This window comes from Burkholderia contaminans (genome assembly GCF_029633825.1).
Taxonomy (GTDB): domain Bacteria; phylum Pseudomonadota; class Gammaproteobacteria; order Burkholderiales; family Burkholderiaceae; genus Burkholderia; species Burkholderia contaminans.
Genome location: NZ_CP090641.1, coordinates 2,079,664 through 2,096,532 on the forward strand (window position 1 = coordinate 2,079,664; position 16,869 = coordinate 2,096,532).

17 protein-coding genes are annotated in these 16,869 nt (G+C 67.6%); 7 read left to right on the forward strand and 10 right to left on the reverse strand.

What is annotated here, in order from left to right; all coding sequences use genetic code 11:
- Positions 1-70: 70 nt before the first annotated feature.
- From LXE91_RS26965 to LXE91_RS26990, 6 genes are all read right to left on the reverse strand, one after another.
- Complete coding sequence (locus LXE91_RS26965) at positions 71-1,417, reverse strand: DUF2325 domain-containing protein (protein ID WP_039353956.1); 1,347 nt, start codon at positions 1,415-1,417, stop codon at positions 71-73.
- A gap of 349 nt (positions 1,418-1,766) precedes the next feature.
- Positions 1,767-2,714, reverse strand: a complete 948-nt coding sequence (gene motB, locus LXE91_RS26970; RefSeq protein WP_039353959.1) for a flagellar motor protein MotB — start codon at positions 2,712-2,714, stop codon at positions 1,767-1,769.
- Positions 2,715-2,724: 10 nt separating this feature from the next.
- Positions 2,725-3,594, reverse strand: a complete 870-nt coding sequence (gene motA, locus LXE91_RS26975) for a flagellar motor stator protein MotA (protein WP_039353960.1) — start codon at positions 3,592-3,594, stop codon at positions 2,725-2,727.
- A 420-nt stretch (positions 3,595-4,014) separates the two neighbouring features.
- A complete protein-coding gene (locus tag LXE91_RS26980) occupies positions 4,015-5,496 on the reverse strand; it encodes an aldehyde dehydrogenase family protein (RefSeq protein ID WP_278068136.1) in 1,482 nt (493 codons plus the stop codon).
- Between the two features lie 22 nt (positions 5,497-5,518).
- Entirely contained in the window at positions 5,519-6,469 is a 951-nt protein-coding gene (speB, locus tag LXE91_RS26985; protein WP_039353965.1) for an agmatinase, read from the reverse strand.
- A 165-nt stretch (positions 6,470-6,634) separates the two neighbouring features.
- Positions 6,635-7,519 carry a helix-turn-helix transcriptional regulator gene (locus tag LXE91_RS26990; RefSeq protein ID WP_039353968.1) on the reverse strand — a complete coding sequence of 295 codons (885 nt, stop codon included), beginning with the start codon at positions 7,517-7,519 and terminating at the stop codon, positions 6,635-6,637.
- Positions 7,520-7,717: 198 nt separating this feature from the next.
- Here LXE91_RS26990 and LXE91_RS26995 point away from each other — a divergent pair, with 198 nt between their 5' ends.
- From LXE91_RS26995 to LXE91_RS27015, 5 genes are all read left to right on the forward strand, one after another.
- Positions 7,718-8,062 (forward strand): cupin domain-containing protein, encoded by a 345-nt coding sequence (locus LXE91_RS26995; protein WP_039353971.1) that lies wholly within the window; start codon positions 7,718-7,720, stop codon positions 8,060-8,062.
- A gap of 83 nt (positions 8,063-8,145) precedes the next feature.
- Entirely contained in the window at positions 8,146-9,603 is a 1,458-nt protein-coding gene (locus tag LXE91_RS27000; RefSeq protein WP_039354599.1) for an NAD(P)/FAD-dependent oxidoreductase, read from the forward strand.
- Positions 9,604-9,709: 106 nt separating this feature from the next.
- Positions 9,710-10,900 (forward strand): MFS transporter, encoded by a 1,191-nt coding sequence (locus LXE91_RS27005; RefSeq protein ID WP_039353973.1) that lies wholly within the window; start codon positions 9,710-9,712, stop codon positions 10,898-10,900.
- Between the two features lie 133 nt (positions 10,901-11,033).
- The gene (locus LXE91_RS27010) at positions 11,034-11,954 is read left to right on the forward strand and encodes a LysR family transcriptional regulator (protein WP_039353976.1); all 921 of its coding nucleotides are present in this window, start codon (positions 11,034-11,036) and stop codon (positions 11,952-11,954) included.
- A 144-nt stretch (positions 11,955-12,098) separates the two neighbouring features.
- Positions 12,099-12,221, forward strand: a complete 123-nt coding sequence (locus LXE91_RS27015) for a hypothetical protein (RefSeq protein ID WP_256093561.1) — start codon at positions 12,099-12,101, stop codon at positions 12,219-12,221.
- A gap of 57 nt (positions 12,222-12,278) precedes the next feature.
- Here the strand turns inward: LXE91_RS27015 and LXE91_RS27020 are convergent, their stop codons facing one another.
- The 4 genes from LXE91_RS27020 to LXE91_RS27035 all read right to left on the reverse strand — a co-directional run bounded on the left by LXE91_RS27020 (position 12,279) and on the right by LXE91_RS27035 (position 15,556).
- Positions 12,279-13,664, reverse strand: a complete 1,386-nt coding sequence (locus LXE91_RS27020; protein ID WP_039353979.1) for an MFS transporter — start codon at positions 13,662-13,664, stop codon at positions 12,279-12,281.
- A 182-nt stretch (positions 13,665-13,846) separates the two neighbouring features.
- Positions 13,847-14,716: an XAC2610-related protein gene (locus tag LXE91_RS27025; protein ID WP_039353982.1), complete on the reverse strand. Its 870-nt coding sequence runs from the start codon at positions 14,714-14,716 to the stop codon at positions 13,847-13,849.
- A 47-nt stretch (positions 14,717-14,763) separates the two neighbouring features.
- The gene (locus LXE91_RS27030; RefSeq protein WP_039353986.1) at positions 14,764-15,132 is read right to left on the reverse strand and encodes a hypothetical protein; all 369 of its coding nucleotides are present in this window, start codon (positions 15,130-15,132) and stop codon (positions 14,764-14,766) included.
- 31 nt (positions 15,133-15,163) lie between these two features.
- Positions 15,164-15,556: a winged helix-turn-helix transcriptional regulator gene (locus LXE91_RS27035; RefSeq protein WP_039353988.1), complete on the reverse strand. Its 393-nt coding sequence runs from the start codon at positions 15,554-15,556 to the stop codon at positions 15,164-15,166.
- A gap of 136 nt (positions 15,557-15,692) precedes the next feature.
- On the opposite strand from LXE91_RS27035, the gene gstA reads away from it, so the two are divergent.
- Both gstA and LXE91_RS27045 read left to right on the forward strand, forming a co-directional pair.
- Positions 15,693-16,325, forward strand: a complete 633-nt coding sequence (gene gstA, locus LXE91_RS27040) for a glutathione transferase GstA (protein ID WP_039353992.1) — start codon at positions 15,693-15,695, stop codon at positions 16,323-16,325.
- An 87-nt stretch (positions 16,326-16,412) separates the two neighbouring features.
- Complete coding sequence (locus LXE91_RS27045; RefSeq protein ID WP_039353996.1) at positions 16,413-16,796, forward strand: hypothetical protein; 384 nt, start codon at positions 16,413-16,415, stop codon at positions 16,794-16,796.
- Positions 16,797-16,869: the final 73 nt, after the last annotated feature.

Here is a 16,869-nt window from a genome sequence, read left to right on the forward strand (position 1 = left end):
GGCTGACGACGGGCTTTCACTGGCGCCCTGAGGGCCAACGCGCAACGCCTGCCGCGAAACGAACCTGACCTCAACCGTGCCGCAGGCAAAAGCGCGACGCGTCGCCCGTGGCGGCATCCGGCGCCGTCACATCGCGCGCCTGCGCATCGAGCCGCCCGATCAGTTCGACGAAACTCGCGACGCTCGCCGTCCGCAGCGGGTAGTACGCGATGTGGTGGCGTTCGCAGATGCGCTTGAGCAGGTTCATCGAATCGTGGTCGATACAGTCGACCGGGAACACGACCATCCGCGCGCCCGGTAGCGCAGCGGCCAGCAGGCCCTTGCGATCCTCGATGCCGCCGTCGTGCAGCGTCACCTCGCCGCCCGCCGTTTCGACGATCCGCTTGATCGCGCGATTGGAGCCCGGGCGCCCGCCGACATACACCAGACGCGTACCGTGAAGGAGCGACGGCGGATCGGCCGCGCATTCGGCCGGATCGTCCGCCGACGCCTGCACCGCCAGTTCGATCGCGCTCGCTTCGGCGCGCAGCGTCTTGACCATCGCCGTCAGTTCGTCGAGCCGCGCGCGCATCGCGCGGGCGCTCGCCTGTTCCGCGGCGATCCGCTGCTCGGCCGCCTCGCGGCGGCTCGTGTGCAGCGCGAGCCGTTCGTCGCGCGCGGCCAGTGCTTCGCGCAGTTCGTGCACTTCGTCACGCAAGGCGCTGTCCGCCGCCACCGGCTGCGCGTTCCGGCGCGCGGCAAGGGTATCGAGTTCCTGGCGCGCCGCGTCGCGCTGCGCGCTCAGTTCGTGCAGGCGCACCTGCTGCCGTTCGATCGTCGCGTGCAGCGCTGCATTCTCTTCCTCCAGCGCGACCAGCCGCCGGATATCGGCGCGATTGGCCGCGCCGACCAGGTGCGACAGCATGTGCAGGTCGCCGAACGCGGCCTGGCGCACGCCCATCGTCGTGCGCGGATGTGTCATCAGCGCCCAGTAAGCGGGCGGAATGTCGCCGCTCTTCAGCGCTTCGTTCCAGCGCGCGAGGAGTTCGTCCGCATCCTTCGCGCTGTCGAACGCGCGGATCGCGCCGGCGTAGCGCTCGTCGAGCGCCTTGTGCAACGCCTTGGCACCGGCCGTGCCGTCGATGGCGAGTTCGACGGCCGCGTGATGGATCTCCAGATCGGTCGCGTGCCGGCGATCGAGGTCGGTGAATTTCGGCACGAGCTTGCGCAGTTCGTGCGTGGTCAGGCAGGTGCCGATGATCGAGCAGTGCAGGTTCGCATCGAGTTCGGACAGGCGCGTGCGGCGCTTCGGCTCGGTCGGTTGCGCGCTCGACCGCGCGCAGCATGCGTCGATCCGCGTGCCGGTTGCCGCGGGCAGGTTGCCGCCGGGCGACGAGAGATCCGCCGTGCGGGACAGGCGAAAGGGCGGAGCGTGCATGTTGACCTCTGTCCGGCAGGGTCGGGCCGGGGACGGATGCGCGAAAGATTGGCGAAATATACCACGGAATATAACGCACGAAATTCCGGGAAAATCACGACGCCAGGCCGCGCGGCGCGGTCAGCAGAGCGCGGTTGAATCGTCGGTGAGCGGCACTGAGGCGGGGGAGAGGCTGAGGTGGAGGCTGCATGCGAAACGGGGAGCGATGCCGGCGCGGGATGCGAGATCACCTCCTCGACACACCGCCCGACGAACAATACGTCGATGCGCTCCGGCGGCATGCTGCCGGGCACGACGCGGCGCGCGAGGGTCGCGCGCGTCCGCCCCGAAGTCGTGAATGCCAATGCGTCTAGTGCCCTCGCGTAACCGCCGCCGGCAGCGCCGCGGCCCGCGCGCCCGCCGTCTCGTCCACGGTCGCCCGGCCACCGTCGTGAAAGAAAGCCTGCTCGGCGGCATTGTTCATCACGAGGATGCTGATGCGGCGATTGGTCGGCTCGTCCGCCACGTTCTTGTCGAGCGGCAGGACATCCGCAAGCCCGCGCACCTGGAGCAGCTTCTCCTCCCGCAACCCGCCCGCGACCAGCGCGCGCCGCGCGGCGTTCGCTCGATCGCTGGACAGCTCCCAGTTCGAATAGCCGGTCGAGCCGCCGGAATACGGCGTCGAGTCGGTATGCCCCGCGATCGACACGCGGTTTTCGACATCGTCGAGTGTCGTCCCGATCTGGGAGAGGATCGCGGTGGCGTAGCTTTCAGGCTGCGCACTACCCGACGCGAACATCGGTCGCTTCAGCGAATCGACGATCTCGATGCGCAGGCCCTCGTTGGTGATCGCGATCCGGATCTGGTCCTGGTACGCGCGCAACGACGGGCTATGTGCGATCGCCGCGCTCAGCTTCGCCTTCAGGCGTTCGAGCTTTTGCGTATCGACGATGCCGGCGAGTGCCGCGGGCGAGCTGGCCGGCACCGGTTGCGCCTGGGTGTCGATCGCCGGCGCCGGGTTCGTCATGTCGCGGCCGCCACCCTGCACGACGCTCGGGCGCGGCGCCTGCCCGTCTTTCCCGCCGGAGAGGAGGGTCGACAGCGGCGTGTTGAAGTAGTCCTCGATCCCCTGCTTGTCGTACTTGGACACCGAGCCGAGCAGCCACATCAGCAGGAAGAACGCCATCATCGCCGTGACGAAATCGGCGTACGCGATTTTCCAGGCGCCGCCGTGGTGGGCGTCGTGGTCCTCGCTTTTCCTGCGGCGCACGACGACGAGCGGAGCCTGTTTCGGCGGATTGGAGCGACTGTCGGCCATGGTGCCCCCGTTACGCGGCCTTGGGCGACTTCGTCGCGCGCACGGCCTCGTCGAGCTCCTTGAAGCTCGGGCGATCGGCGGTGAACAGCACCTTGCGGCCGAATTCCACCGCCACCGCCGGTGCGTAGCCGCTCATCGACGCGAGCAGCACGGCCTTCACGCAGTGGAACGGCTTGGCCGCCGCGCGGCCCTTCGCGTTGAGCAGATCCGCGAGCGGGCCGACGAAGCCATACGCGAGCAGGATGCCGAGGAAGGTGCCGACGAGCGCGCCGGCGATCATCTTGCCGAGCACGGCGGGCGGCGCGCCGACCGAGCCCATCGTATGCACGACCCCCATCACCGCGGCGACGATGCCGAACGCCGGGAGGCCGTCCGCCATCTTCTGGATCGCATTGGCCGCGACCGATGCCTCAGCGTGGTGCGTATGCAGTTCCTCGTCCATCAGGTCCTGCATCTCCAGCACGTTCACGTTGCCGCTCGACATCATCCGCAGATAGTCGACGATGAAATCGAGCAGGTGATGGTCTTCGAGCACGTGCGAATACTTCTGGAACAGCGGGCTTTGCTCGGGCGCATCGACGTCGGCCTCGAGCGCCATCATGCCGTCCTTGCGCGCCTTCTGCAGCAGTTCGTACAGCAGCGCGATCAGTTCGACGTATTGCTGCTTCGTGTAGCCGCCGCCCTTGAAACAGGTGGGCAGGCTCTTGAGCGTCTTCTTCAGCGTCGTGACCGGATTGCTGACGACGAACGCACCGAGCGCCGCGCCGAAAATGCATAGGAGCTCGAATGGTTGAAGCAGGGCCGGCACATGGCCGCCCACGCCGACGAAACTGCCGATCACCGACCCGATGACGACGATCCACCCGATGGCTACAAACATGATTACCTCGTCCGCGACTTGCGCTGCTGCATCCGTTGTCGAAAAGCGAGCGGGACGTCCGGTTGTTCCGCTCCATGCCCGCGACGGCGTCGATTCGCTGCAAGAAGACGTCGATCGACGGGTGTTGATGCAATAACGGCGATCGTCCGGACAACTGAACCCGTGATTCCACGCATCGCGCGTGATGCCTGTGTTGCACACGTTTGCGCATGCCGATCTGCGCGATTTTCTTGATCGAAGTCAAAAAATGCATGGCCGTTACGTGAGTTGCCGGTCGGAAGAGATCCGGAAAAAGGTAACGAATACCCTAAGGTTGCCCGGCTGCCCGGGGCCTCTTTCCGGAAATCGATAAAAAAACGGCACCGTGCCACGAGACACGGTGCCGCCAACGGCCTGGAAGGCCCCACTGGTCAGTCGTCGTCAGTCGATCGCGCGCATCGCGTGGCGCAGTTCCTGATAGCTTCGCAGCCCCGCCACGCCGAGTTCACGCCCGATCCCGCTGAGCCCGAAGCCGCCCCAGCACACGTGCGGGTAGATGAGCTGCGGCGCGTTGATCCACACGAGCCCTGCGCGCACGCGCTGCTGGAATTGCTTCGCGATGACCGCATCGCGTGTGACGACGGTCGCGACGAGCCCGTAGCGCGTGTCGTTCGCGAGCGCGATCGCTTCGTCGTCGGTGCGGAACGATTTCACGCACGCAACGGGGCCGAACACTTCGTCGGTCCACAGCGGGTTGTCGGCGGCCGGCTCGGCGATCACGACGGGCGCCATGAAGAAGCCGTCGCCGCCGGCATCCGCCACGCGGCCGCTGAACGCGACGCGTGCGCCCGCCTCGATGCCTTGCTGGAGCATCGCTTCGACGCGCGTACGCTGCGCGGCGGAGATCAGCGGCCCCATCGCGACCTGTTCCGCGGCCGGCGGCGCGACGACGAGCGCGCGCACGGCCGTCTCGAACGCGGCCATGAAGCTGCGGTACACGCTGTCGTGCACGAGGATGCGCGCGGTGGCCGAGCACATCTGGCCCGCGTTCGTGAAGGCGCCCGCGACGGCGAGCGACACCGCGACGTCGAGATCGGCATCGTCGCGCACGATCAGCGACGACTTGCCGCCGAGTTCGAGCGTCACGCGCTTCATGTCGACGGCCGCGGCCTGCATGACCTTGCGGCCGGCCGCGGTGCTGCCGGTAAACGAGATCTTGTCGATCAGCGGGTGCGCGGTCAGCGCCGCGCCGACTTCGGCGCCGCCGTTCACGACGTTGACGATGCCGGCCGGCACACCGGCTTCGGCGACGATGTCGAGCAGTGCGTGCTCGGTGGGCGACGTGAGTTCGGACGGCTTCAGCACGACCGCGCAGCCCGCTGCGAGCGCGGGCGCGAGCTTCCACGCGGTCGTGACCATCGGGAAGTTCCACGGCATGACGAGCGCCGCGACGCCGACGGAGTCGTAGAAGCGTTCGGCCGTGACGGCGTCGCTCGGCAGTGCGACCGGTTCGGCGGCGAACAGCGCCGGGTCCTCGCACAGCTTCGCGTAGTACGCGAACGTGGCGGCCACGTCGCCGACATCGGCGTCGGCCTCGAACGGCGGCTTGCCGCTCACCTGCATCTGCAGCGCCGCCGGGCGATCGCGCGAGGCTTCGACGCGCGCGGCGATCGTCGCGAGAATGCGGCCGCGTTCGGCGGGCGGCGTATCGCGCCAGCCGGCGAACGCATCGCGCGCGGCGCGCACCGCGGCATCGACGTGCGCGGCCGTCGCGAATTCCTGCCAGCCGATCGCGGCACCGGTCGACGCGTCGAAGATCGGCGCGCCGGGCGCATCGGCATGTGTGCGCACGGGCTGGCCGGCGATGTGCGCTGCGGGCAGCACGAACGTGGCGGTGGAGCGGGAAAGCTCGGCGGTGGACATGAAGGTCATCCTGTCGGTCGGGTTAGCGGTAGGCGACGCCCGGCATCACGCAGAGCATCTCGAACGCGAGGTTCGCGCCGGTGAGCGCGGTGGTGCCGGCCGGATCGTATGGCGGCGCGACTTCGACGAGGTCGGCGCCGACGATGTTCAGCCCCTTCATGCCGCGCACGATCTCGAGGCCCTGCTGGATGGTGAGGCCGCCGATTTCGGGCGTGCCGGTGCCGGGCGCGAACGACGGATCGAGGCCGTCGATGTCGAAGCTCAGGTAGACCGGCGTGTCGCCGACGCGTTCGCGCACCTGCGCCATCAGCGGCGCGAGCGACTTGTTCCAGCATTCCTCGGCCTGCACGACGGTGAAGCCCTGCTCGCGGCACCAGTCGAAATCGTCCGCGTGGTAGCCGGTGCCGCGCAGGCCGATCTGCGTGACCTTGTCGCATTGCAGCAGGCCGTCTTCCACCGCGCGGCGGAACGGCGTGCCGTGCGCGATCTTCTCGCCGAACATCGTGTCGTTCACGTCCGCGTGCGCGTCGACGTGCACGACGGCGACCTTGCCGTACTTCTTGTGCAGTGCGCGCAGGATCGGCCACGCAATCGTGTGGTCGCCGCCGAGCGTGATCGGCCGGCAGCCGTTCGCGACGATCTCGTCGTACGCCTCCTCGATGCGGCGCACCGAGTCCTTCAGGTCGTACGGGTTGGTCGCGACGTCGCCGATGTCGGCCACCTGCAGCGAATCGAACGGGGCCGCGCGCGTGGCCATGTTGTACGGGCGCAGCAGCACGGATTCGGTGCGGATCTGGCGCGGGCCGAAGCGCGAGCCCGAGCGGTTCGACGTGCCGAGGTCGAGCGGCACGCCGACGAAGCACACGTCGAGGCCGTCGGTCGTCGCGGCTTGCGGCAGCCGCATCATCGTGGCGATGCCGCCAAAGCGCGGCATTTCGTTGCCGCCCATCGGTTGATTCAGTTCGCGGGGCATGGGCCGTCTCCTTTATTTGAGGTCAAGCGATCGGCCGATGGTAGAGGAGAACACGCACGCGAAGATTTTGAAGTCGCAACGTTTACATCGACGGGCTTCGATGCAAGCGGCGCCGCCGCATCGACGCGGCGTAACCGAACGCGGCCGTGCGGCGCGGCCGGTGTGTCAGCGCGGGATGCCCGGCGGCGCGGTGCCGTCGTGCGCGCCGGCGGAAGGGAACGCCGTGGCGGCCGACCCCCACGCGGCGAGTTCGCGCTTCGTGCGCACGCCGAGCTTCGCGAATGCGCGCTTCACGTACGACTCGGCCGACGCGACCCGCACGCCGAGGATCTCGGCCGTCTCCGGCACGGTCTTGCCGGAGAGCAGGTGCTTGCAGGTTTCGTATTCGCGCTTCGACAGCTTCACGCCGTCGGCCGCGATCCGCGCATCGAATTGCGCGAGCGGGTGGACTTCGGGCGTCGGGTGCGCGACGCGCCGCACGGCCGTGGTCGACGCATGCAGTTCGAGCAGCGGAAACAGCACGTCGCTGATGCTGCGAAAGCGGTTCATCTCGGCGAGCGTGAACGGCGGCCGGTCGCGGCCGCGCTCCAGCGCGATCGAATGCTGCGAATAGCGCGTGCCGCGCGCGAGCACGCATTCGTGCCCGATCCGCACGTCGTCGAACAACCGCTGGCGGAATTCGCCGGGCGGGATCGCCGCGATGTCGCGCACCACGAGCATCGTGCCCGTCTTGCCGCGCAGCCCCGCGAACAGCGGGTCGCTGTCGAGAAAGCGCTCGTAGTAGAGCGTCATCACGTCGGAGATTTCGGTGGATTCGGTATCGATGCCGCTGCTGCCGATCCATTCGCATCGATAGCCGGTGGGCATCGAGCCGTCGACGCGCGAACGTTCGACGTGCGCGACGTCGAGCGGCACGACTTCATTGAGCAGTTGCGTGAGGCGCGGCACGAAGTGCGGCGTGCCGACCGTCTCGATCAGCTCGCCCAGCGCCTTGAACGACACGTTGAAGCGGTCGTTGTCGCGGTGGAAGGGGTTCACGTTGAGCAGCATGCGGTTCCCCGGGTGAAAAGCCGGCGGATTGTAGCGTTCGCAACGAAAAACGTCATTAGGGGGAAACACCGTCGGTTGTCCTGCCGACCCGTTCGCCCCGGAAAACACGGCTTGTCCCCCCCGGAGGGGGGCATACCGGGGCAGTGTAAATGAGTAACTTTGTCTCTGCTTTTTTCAATCGAGAGACGAAAGATTCACATGACCAAACTGATCAAGGACATCCTGCCGCTCGGCGCAGGCATCGGCGAATTCACGAAGCTCGACTTCGGCATGGACGAGAGCGACTGGCGCGCGGCGGAAGGCAAGAGCGGCAACTACATCATCGGCTGGTGGGAAGGGAAAGCCGGCTCGGTGGAGTTTCCGGAAACCGCGGCCGACGAAGCCGTGTGGCTCGTCGAGGGCCGGATCGCATTGACTGACGTCGAAGGCAACCGCAAGGAATTCACGCCGGGCCAGGGCTACCTGCTGCCGGCCGGCTTCGCGGGCCGCTGGGAGACGATCGAGGACGCGAAGAAGTTCTACGTGCTGCTCGAGCAGTCGTGATGTCCGGGGCCGCCGCAGGGCGCGTCGTCCGTGTGACGCGCGCCTGGCGGCGGTTTCGCTTTTCGCGTGTGATGGCTGGGATCATGGAAATGGAAGTCAAGACAAGAGAGACTGCACCGGAGCAGGCGCACGCCATGCGTGGCGCACCGGTCGCACTGGGCGTCGAGGCGGCGCTCGCGAATACGAAGCTGTTCCCGTACTGGCTCGACAACCCGGCGGCGCCGGCCACCGAGCCGGAACTCGTCGGCGACGTGACGGCCGACCTGCTGATCGTCGGCGGTGGCTTCACGGGGCTGTGGGCGGCCGTGCAGGCGAAGGAACAGATGCCGCACCTGAACGTGGTGCTGATCGAGGCCGGCAAGGTGGCGCATGGCGCATCGGGCCGCGCGGGCGGGATCATCTCGACGTCGGTGATGCACGGGCTGCCGAACGCGGTGCGCGTGTTCCCGAACGACATCGCGCAGCTCGAGGCATTCGGCCATCACAACCTCGACGGCTTCGAGGACACGCTGAAGCGCTACGACATCGACGCCGACATCGAGTGGAACGGCGAGATGACGGTGGCGGTCGATCCCGAGCACATCGCGCACCTGAAGGGCGACTACGACCTGCATCGCGAGTACGGCCACAACGTCGTGCTGCTCAACCGCGAGGAAACGCTCGAACAACTGAATTCGCCGCTGTTCGCGGGTGCGCTGTGGTCGCGCAATCGCAGCGGCATCGTGCATCCGGCGAAACTCGCGTGGGGGCTGAAGCGCGCGGCGCTGCAGCTCGGCGTGAAGCTCTACGAGCACACGCCGCTCGTGACCTTGGCCGACGAAGGCAGCACGGTGTTCGTGACGACGCCGAAGGGCAGCGTGCGCGCGCCGCGCGTGGTGTTCGGCAGCGGCACCGCGAAGGTCGGGATTCCCGACATCAACCGCCGCGTGATGCAGGTGCGCGACCACGTGCTCGCGACCGAGCCGCTCACCGACGAGCAACTCGCGCGGATCGGCTGGAAGAACCGCCAGGGCGTGTACGACACGCGCACGCAGCTCAACTATTTCCGGCTGACGAAGCACAACAACATCATCTTCGGCGGGCTGGTGAGCTATCACTTCGACGGCGATCCGGAGCCGCACCAGGACGGCCGGCGCGAAACGTACTACCGGCTCGCGGAAGCGTTCTACCGCACGTTCCCGCAGCTGTGCGACGTGCGCTTCTCGCACGCGTGGGGCGGCCCGATCGACTACTGCTCGCGCGGCTCGGTATTCGCGAAGCGCTACCTCGGCGACAAGGCCGTGTTCGTCGCCGGCTATACGGGCTTCGGCGTCGCGGCGAGCCGGTTCGGCGCGTTCATGGGCCTGAACATCCTGTTCGATCGCGACAGCCCCGAGCGCAAGCTCGACATCGCGAACCAGAGCCCGAGCTACATCCCGCCGGAGCCGATGCGCTGGGTCGCCGCGAAGATCACGTTCCATGCGTTCGACGGCGCGGATGCGGAAGGCGGCTGGAAGCGCGCATGGATCAGCGGCATCAAGGCGATGGGCTTTCCGATGTAAGCGGCGACGGGGCCGCTCCGCGCCGGGCTGCCCCGTCATGCCGACACGACAAGACACGATCCCCAGAGGAGACGGTCCGCACCGCGGACACGGAGACAGACACCAGATGAATGTAGTCAACCTGCAGGATGAAGCGCGGCAGGAAAGCGCGCTGTTCGTCGTCGTGATGCTGCTGCTCGGCATGCTCGGGCCGACGGTCTTCCTCGGCCTGCCCGCGATCGTCGGGCAGGTCGAGCGTCATTGGGGCTTCGGCGAAGCGGCGCTCGGGCTGTCGAGCTTCATCGAGGTGCTCGGCGAATCGACGGGCACGTTGCTCGTCGCGTTCGTGCTCGGCCGCCAGCCGGTGCGGTGGGTGCTCGCGGGGGCGGTGACGCTCGCGGCCGGCGCGAACCTCGGCACGCTCGCGACGCACGGGCTCGTCGCGTATTCGGCGTTGCAGTTCATCGCGGGCGTCGGCTCGGGCGGGCTGAACGGCATCGCGCTGCGCTACCTGTCGTATTCGCGCGCGCCGGAACGCAATCTCGGGATCATGCTGATGGGGCAGGTGACGTGGAGCATGGTGCTGCTCGCAACCATTTTTCCGATGCTGAGCGACACCTGGGGCGCGCACGGCGTGTTCGGCTTCGTCGCGTGCGTGCTCGGCATGTTCGTGCTCGCGACGCCGCTGTTTCGCCGCGGCGAGACGATGGCCGCACCGGCGCCGGACGGCGTGGCCGGCCGCATCGACCGCAAGGGCGCGATGCTCGTGCTGTGCGCGCAGCTCGCGCTGTACGGCGGAGTCGGCGTCGTGTGGACCTTCCTCGAGAAAATCGGCACCGCTGCCGGCCTGAGCGGCCGGTCGGTGTCGCTCGTGCTCGGCGCCGCGAACGTCGCGAGCCTCGTGATCTGCGCGGCGATGCCGAAGCTCGGCGCGGGCGCGGGGCTGCGCCGCTGGGCGCTCGTGAACCTCGGCGGCTGCGCGGTCGCGGCCGTGCTGCTCGCGCTGCCGGCGTCGGCCGCGACGTTCACGCTCGGCGCGATCGTCTTCATCGGCTGTTGGACCGGCGGCGCGCTGCTGATCTACGCGACGATTCCGCAGTACGACCTGGTCGGCAAGTCGGCCGCGCTGTCGCCGGGCTGCGTCGCGCTCGGCTATGGCGTCGGTTCGGTCGCGGGCGGCTCTCTGATCGAGCGCGCGGGCACGCAGTCGGCGCTGATTGCGGCGATCGTGCTGTGCGCGGTGGCGTTCCTCTGCTATCGGCGGCTGCGGCCGGCCGTGTTCGGCATGGAACGCGCGCTCGCAGTGGCATCTGAATGACGGTGGCGACGCGCGCCGCTGCCGATGGCGGCGCGCGTCCGGTTCGGTTCATCGGCGCAGGCGGCGAGCGTGGCGCGCGATGCGCGTCGGGCTGGCCGCCCGGGTAACGCGCACACGCGCAGCGGCTTGAAGCATGTTCTCGAATACCTCCGATCTCGATCTCCGGCTCATCCGGGTTTTTCTGGCCGTCGTCGACGCACGCGGCATCACGGCCGCCGAGGCATCGCTCGGCGTGCGGCAGTCGACCATCAGCACGCAGCTGTCGGCGCTCGAAGCGCGCGTCGGCTTCAAGCTGTGCGACCGCGGGCGCGGCGGCTTTCGCCTGACGTCGAAGGGCGAACGCTTCGCGGCCACCGCGCGCACGCTTGTCGCGGCCACCTCCGAATTCGTCGCGCGCGTGCGCGACATCGATCGCAAGCTGGTCGGCACGCTGTCGATCGGCCTGATCGGCCAGGCGCCGCTCGTCGAGAACGCGCGCGTGGCCGACGCGATCGGCGCGTTCCGCAAGCGCGACCAGGCCGTCACGTTCGCGATGAAGGTCGCGTCGCCGCAGGAGCTCGAGGAAAGCCTCGTCAACAACCAGCTCGATCTCGCGATCGGCTATTTCTGGCATCGCGTGCCCGGGCTGCTCTACACGCCGCTGTTCACCGAGCAGCAGGTGATCTACTGCGGGCGCGGGCATCCGCTGTTCCATGCATCGCGGCCCGTGACCGCGGACGATTTGCAGCTTCACGACTGGGTGTGGCGCACCTATCCGGTGCCGGAGGAGCAGTATCCGCTGCCCGAGCGGCGCGTGACCGCGAGCGCGGACAGCATCGAGGCCGCGACGATCCTGATCCTGTCGGGCGGCCATCTCGGCTACCTGCCCGCGCACTACGCGGAGCCGTTCGAGCAGCGCGGGCTCGTGAAGGCCGTCGGCCGCACGACGTTCAGCTTCGACGTGCCGCTGCATCTCGCGATGAAGCGCAGCGCGAGCGACAAGCCGATCGTCGACGCGTTCTGCGAGGACCTGCTGCGCGCCTTCAACATCAAGGCGGCCGCGCTGGCCGCATAAGCCGGCGGCGCGCGTTCAGCAGTCGACCGGCACCCGGTCGAACAGCTCGCGGCGCGTGCGCACGCCGAGCTTCGCGAACGCGCGGCGGCGATGTGCGGGGCGGCCGGCGATCAGGCCGTCGTGTGTTTCCATCCGGACCTGTCGATGCCCGACACCGAGCGCTGGGAAACGCTGCTGACCGTCGGCATCGATACCGATGCGTGCGCGCTCGACTACGTGGCGGGCAATCCGCACGACCTCGCGCGCGACGGGGCGCTGCGGTTCTGACGCGACGTGCGGTTAGTGGCAAGGCCGGGCGGCACGCGCGTGCCGCCCCCGTGACGCTTATGCGTCGATACGTTCGACCTTGCCGACGAGCAGCCCGTACGACAGGCTGCCCGCAAGCGCCATCGCGGCGATGTAGGTGATCGCGCGCGAGAAGTCGGCGCCGTCCACCAGCAGCCCGATCACGATCGGCGTCGCGATCGCTGAAAGATTGCCGATCAGGTTGAACACGCCACCGGTGAGGCCGATCAGCCGCGCAGGCGCGAGCCCCGACACGAGCGACCACGTGATCGATGCGAAGCCGTTGCCGAAGAACGCGATCGTCATGAACGCGATCACCCAGCCCGTCGACGTCACGTAGTTCGCGCCGATGATGCAGGTCGAGATCAGCAGCCCCGAGATGATCGGCAGTTTGCGCGCGAAGCCCTGCGATGCGCCGCGGCGCATCAGCCAGTCCGACAGCACGCCCGAGCACAGTACGCCGACGAACGCGGCGAGGAACGGCAGCGACGCGAGGAAGCCGGACTTGATGAAATCCATCCCGCGATACTTGACGAGGTAGGTGGGGAACCACGTGAGGAAGAACCACAGCGTCGAGTTCAGCGCGAACTGGCCGAGATAGATGCCCCACAGCTTGCGCCGGCCGAGCACGACGCCGAGGTCGCGCCACGTCGACGGTGCGCGTTCGGTGCGCGCCGCGACGCGGTCTTCGAGATCCACGAGGCCGCCGCCGTCGCGGATCAGTGCGATCTCGGCCGCGTTGACGCCGCGAAACGCGCGCGGCTCGCGATATACCGCATACCAGATCGCGGCCCAGACGATGCCGGCGAGGCCGGTCGCGACGAACACCATGTGCCAGCCGAGATGCACCTGCAGCCAGGCGAGCACCGGCGTGAGAAACGCGAGACCGACGAACTGCCCCGACGTGTAGCCGCCGATCGCGCTTGCGCGTTCGCGGGTCGGGAACCAGGTCGTCACCACCCGGTTGTTGATCGGGTACGCCGGCGCTTCGAGCGCACCGACTGCGAGGCGCAGCACGATCAGCCCGACGAACGAGCCCGCGAAACCGAGCAGCAGCGTCGCGGCGGACCACAATGCGAGCGCGCCCGCATACAGCACGCGCGGCGACACCTTGTCGACGAGCCAGCCGCCCGGGATCTGCATCAGCGCGTAGGTCCAGCCGAACGCGGAGAACACGAGGCCCGCGCGCACCGGATCGATGTTCAGTTCCTTGAACAGCGCGGGCGCGGCGATCGACAGGTTGCTGCGGTCGAGATAGTTGATCACCACTGTGACGAACAGCAACGCGAGGATCAGCAGCCGCTTGCGGCTGGGCGTTGTTGTCTGCGCGGCGGCTGCACGGGCGGCAGGATCGGATGCGATGCCGGCATGTGCGGGCAACTGTTCCGGCTGATTGGCGTGGGTGCGCGACGCGGAATGAGCCACGGTTGTCTCCTGTGTTCTGTGCCAGGCCGTCACCCGCGAGCGGGGCGGCCGAATCGAATGGCGTTGGGGCGAACGTTAGAGCCGTGGCGGGAAGCACGTCAACATTTGGACAGGCATCCCTATTAATGGGACGTGACGCGCTCAATATGTGGGAATGAGCGGCGATCACGCCGCCGCGTGCATCAGTTGGCCATCGCCTCCTTCGCGCTGACCCAGCCCTGCACCGCGCCTGCGTGCGGGTTGCGATACCGCACCTTCAGCCACTGGAAATCGGCGCTCGTGTCGATCAGCTCGACCGTGTCGCCCGCGACGACGTAGCGGCGCGTGGGTGCGTCGTTCATCGCGTCGTGCAGCGGCAGTCGCGCCGGGCGCACCTTGAACGTGACGGTGCCGCCGCCGTACGCGTCGGGGCGGCGCGACACGCGCTTGCCTTGTGCGTCGTAGGTCAGCAGCATCGACGACGGGCCGGAATCGGTGTCGAGCAGGTCGCGCAGGTCGTCGGGGATCGCTTCGCTGGACTGGTACAGATACAGCTTGCCGCCGGCATCGTAGCGGTACGCATCGGTGTACCAGATTGGGCCGCCGCGGCACGAGCTGTACAGCGTGCGCTCCTTCGGCTTCGCGACCACGTTGACCAGGTCGTCGCAGTTGCCGTGCGGCATGTTGCTCGCCGGCATGTGCAGCGGCGCGAACTGCTGGCGCGTGGCGTCATACAGGTAGATGCCGTAGCTGTCGTTGACCATGCCGAGCGTCGCGTGCATGGCGAGATCGCGGTGGCCGTCGAAGTTGTAGTCGTCCGACGAGAGGTGATAGTGGCCTTCCTCGTCGCTGGCGGTGACGTCGAGCGTTTGCGTCTTGCCGCTCGGCAGGAAGCGCACGGTGATGTGCGCGCTGTCCGCGCGTTCGACGCGGGCCGTGACGGTGTCGTCGACCTTGAATGCGAGCAGCGGCTTGGCGGCATGCGCGGCACGCGTGAGCGATACGCACGCGGCGAGAAGCAGCACGGTCGCGGCAACGCGGGGAAGCGGGTGGAGTCGCGGGGAGCGCGTCATGGGCAGGCGTAGGAGCGAAAGTCGAGGATGAACCGGCTGGCGACTGCCTAGCCGCGCGTGCTGTCGTCCTGAAAACCGTCCTTGCCGACGAAGATCTCCTTCAGCGCGGCGCGCAGCGTGACCGGATCGTATTGACCGGGCGCGAGATGGATCACGTAGCGTGTCTGGCCGTCGAGACGCGCGGCGATGCCGGGTTCGATCTCGACGTCGATCGTGTCGTCCGTCAGGCGGACCGACAGATCCTTGACGCGCACGTTGACCTGGTCGCGCACCATCACTTCGATCAGCGCGTCGTCCGGAAAGCGCGACAGCGCGAAGCAATAGTCCTGCTCGGCGTCGTGGCAGTAGATGTTGGCGAAGCTTTCGTCGTCATCGAGATCGGACGTCGCCGCGCCGATGGTGGCGTGAAGTTCCATGAATCGGGGTTCCTGCGTAAGGGAGTAGGGGTTATCGGGTTGAATGAAGGGCCGTGTCGATCGCGGTTGCCGCGCCGGGCGTCACGCCGGTGTCGCACGATGCATCGGCATCGCGCGCCTTCAGCCACAGCCCGAATTCGCGCATCACTTCGACCACGGGCCGCAGCCGGTCGCCGTCGGCGGTCAGGTCGTACTCGACCCGCACCGGCACTTCCGGATAGACGGTACGCCGCACGAGCCCGGCATCTTCCAGCGCGCGCAGGTCGAGCGTCAGCATCCGTTGCGAAATGCCGGGCATGTCGCGCCGCAGGTCGCTGAAGCGCCGCGGCCCGTCGAGCAGATACGACACCAGCAGCAGCCGCCAGCGGCCGCCGAGCAGGCGCATCGCTTCTTCAACGGAACATCCTGTCGCACTCGTTTTCATCGTGCCGCATCCTGGTCGGTAAATTTTTTGTGACTACGGCACAAACGACTGCCGTCTTCTCAGCCCTGCGCCGATGCGAGATATTAGCGCCCGCGTCGCGGCGAATCGATACATGGACAACCCACGAAGGACACGCATGAAGCTTTATCACGCTCCGGGAAGCTGTTCCCAGGCCATCTGCATCGTGCTGCGCGAAGGCGGCATCGACGCGGAGGTCATCAAGGTCGACGCGCGCAAGCATGTCATTGAAGACGGGCGCAATTACTACGATGTGACCGAACTCGGCTACGTGCCGCTGCTCGAACTCGACGACGGCACGCTGCTGCGCGAAGGGCCGGTGATCGCGCAGTATCTCGCGGATCTGCGTCCGGATGCGGGGCTCGCGCCCGCCTATGGCTCGCTTGCACGCTATCGGCTGATGGAGTGGCTCAACTTCCTCGGCACCGAGATCCACAAAGGCTTCATCCCGCTGCTGTACGCGGTGCAGGCAGGGAAATACGTCGACCCGGCAAGAACGAAGCTCGATAGTCGTTTCGCCTGGATCGACCGTCAGCTCGAAGGCAAGACGTTCGTCACGGGCGACACGTTCACGGTGGCCGATGCGTACCTGTTCGCGCTGACGGGTTGGGGCAAGGCCGACTGGATGCGGTCCGTGTACCACGCGGATATCGACCTGACCCGGTATGCGCATCTGCGTGCGTGGTACGAGCGGGTGCGGGCGCGGCCGGCGGTGCAGCAGGTGCTGGAGGCCGACGGGCTCGCGCGGTAGCAGGCGACGGCGGTGGCGGAGTCGGCGCATCCTTACGCTTCGTCGACGCCCCGCCACACGGCAAAACCCCGCGCTATAATCCCCGCCATGAAATTCCTCCGGACGATCATCCTGCTGCTGCTCTGCGCGGTGCTGCCCATCAGCGGGCTGGCAGCCAGCGGCCTGGCCGGGGAATGTCCGATGATGCAGCAGGGCATGTCGATGTCGACTGACATGGACGCCGGCATGTCCGCCGACATGCCGGGCTGCGATTCGACGAAGTCGTCGTCCGTCGACAAGTCCCACGCGAAAGCAAAGGGCATGGCCTGCAAGCTGACGGCGCAATGCCAGTTCGGCAGTCTCTATCATCCGGCCGCTCGCGCCGAAGTCAGTCGCCCCGCAGCATTCGCCAGCACCGTCGCGTTCCACTACGTGCAAATCCTCCCGGTCCGCGATCCGAACGGGTTGTGGCGCCCTCCACGCATCAGCTGATCCCGATCCGATAGGTTCGCCGCGTTCGCGGTGAGGTTCGTCCTGTATCAGGACGTGGAATCCCTTTGGGGTT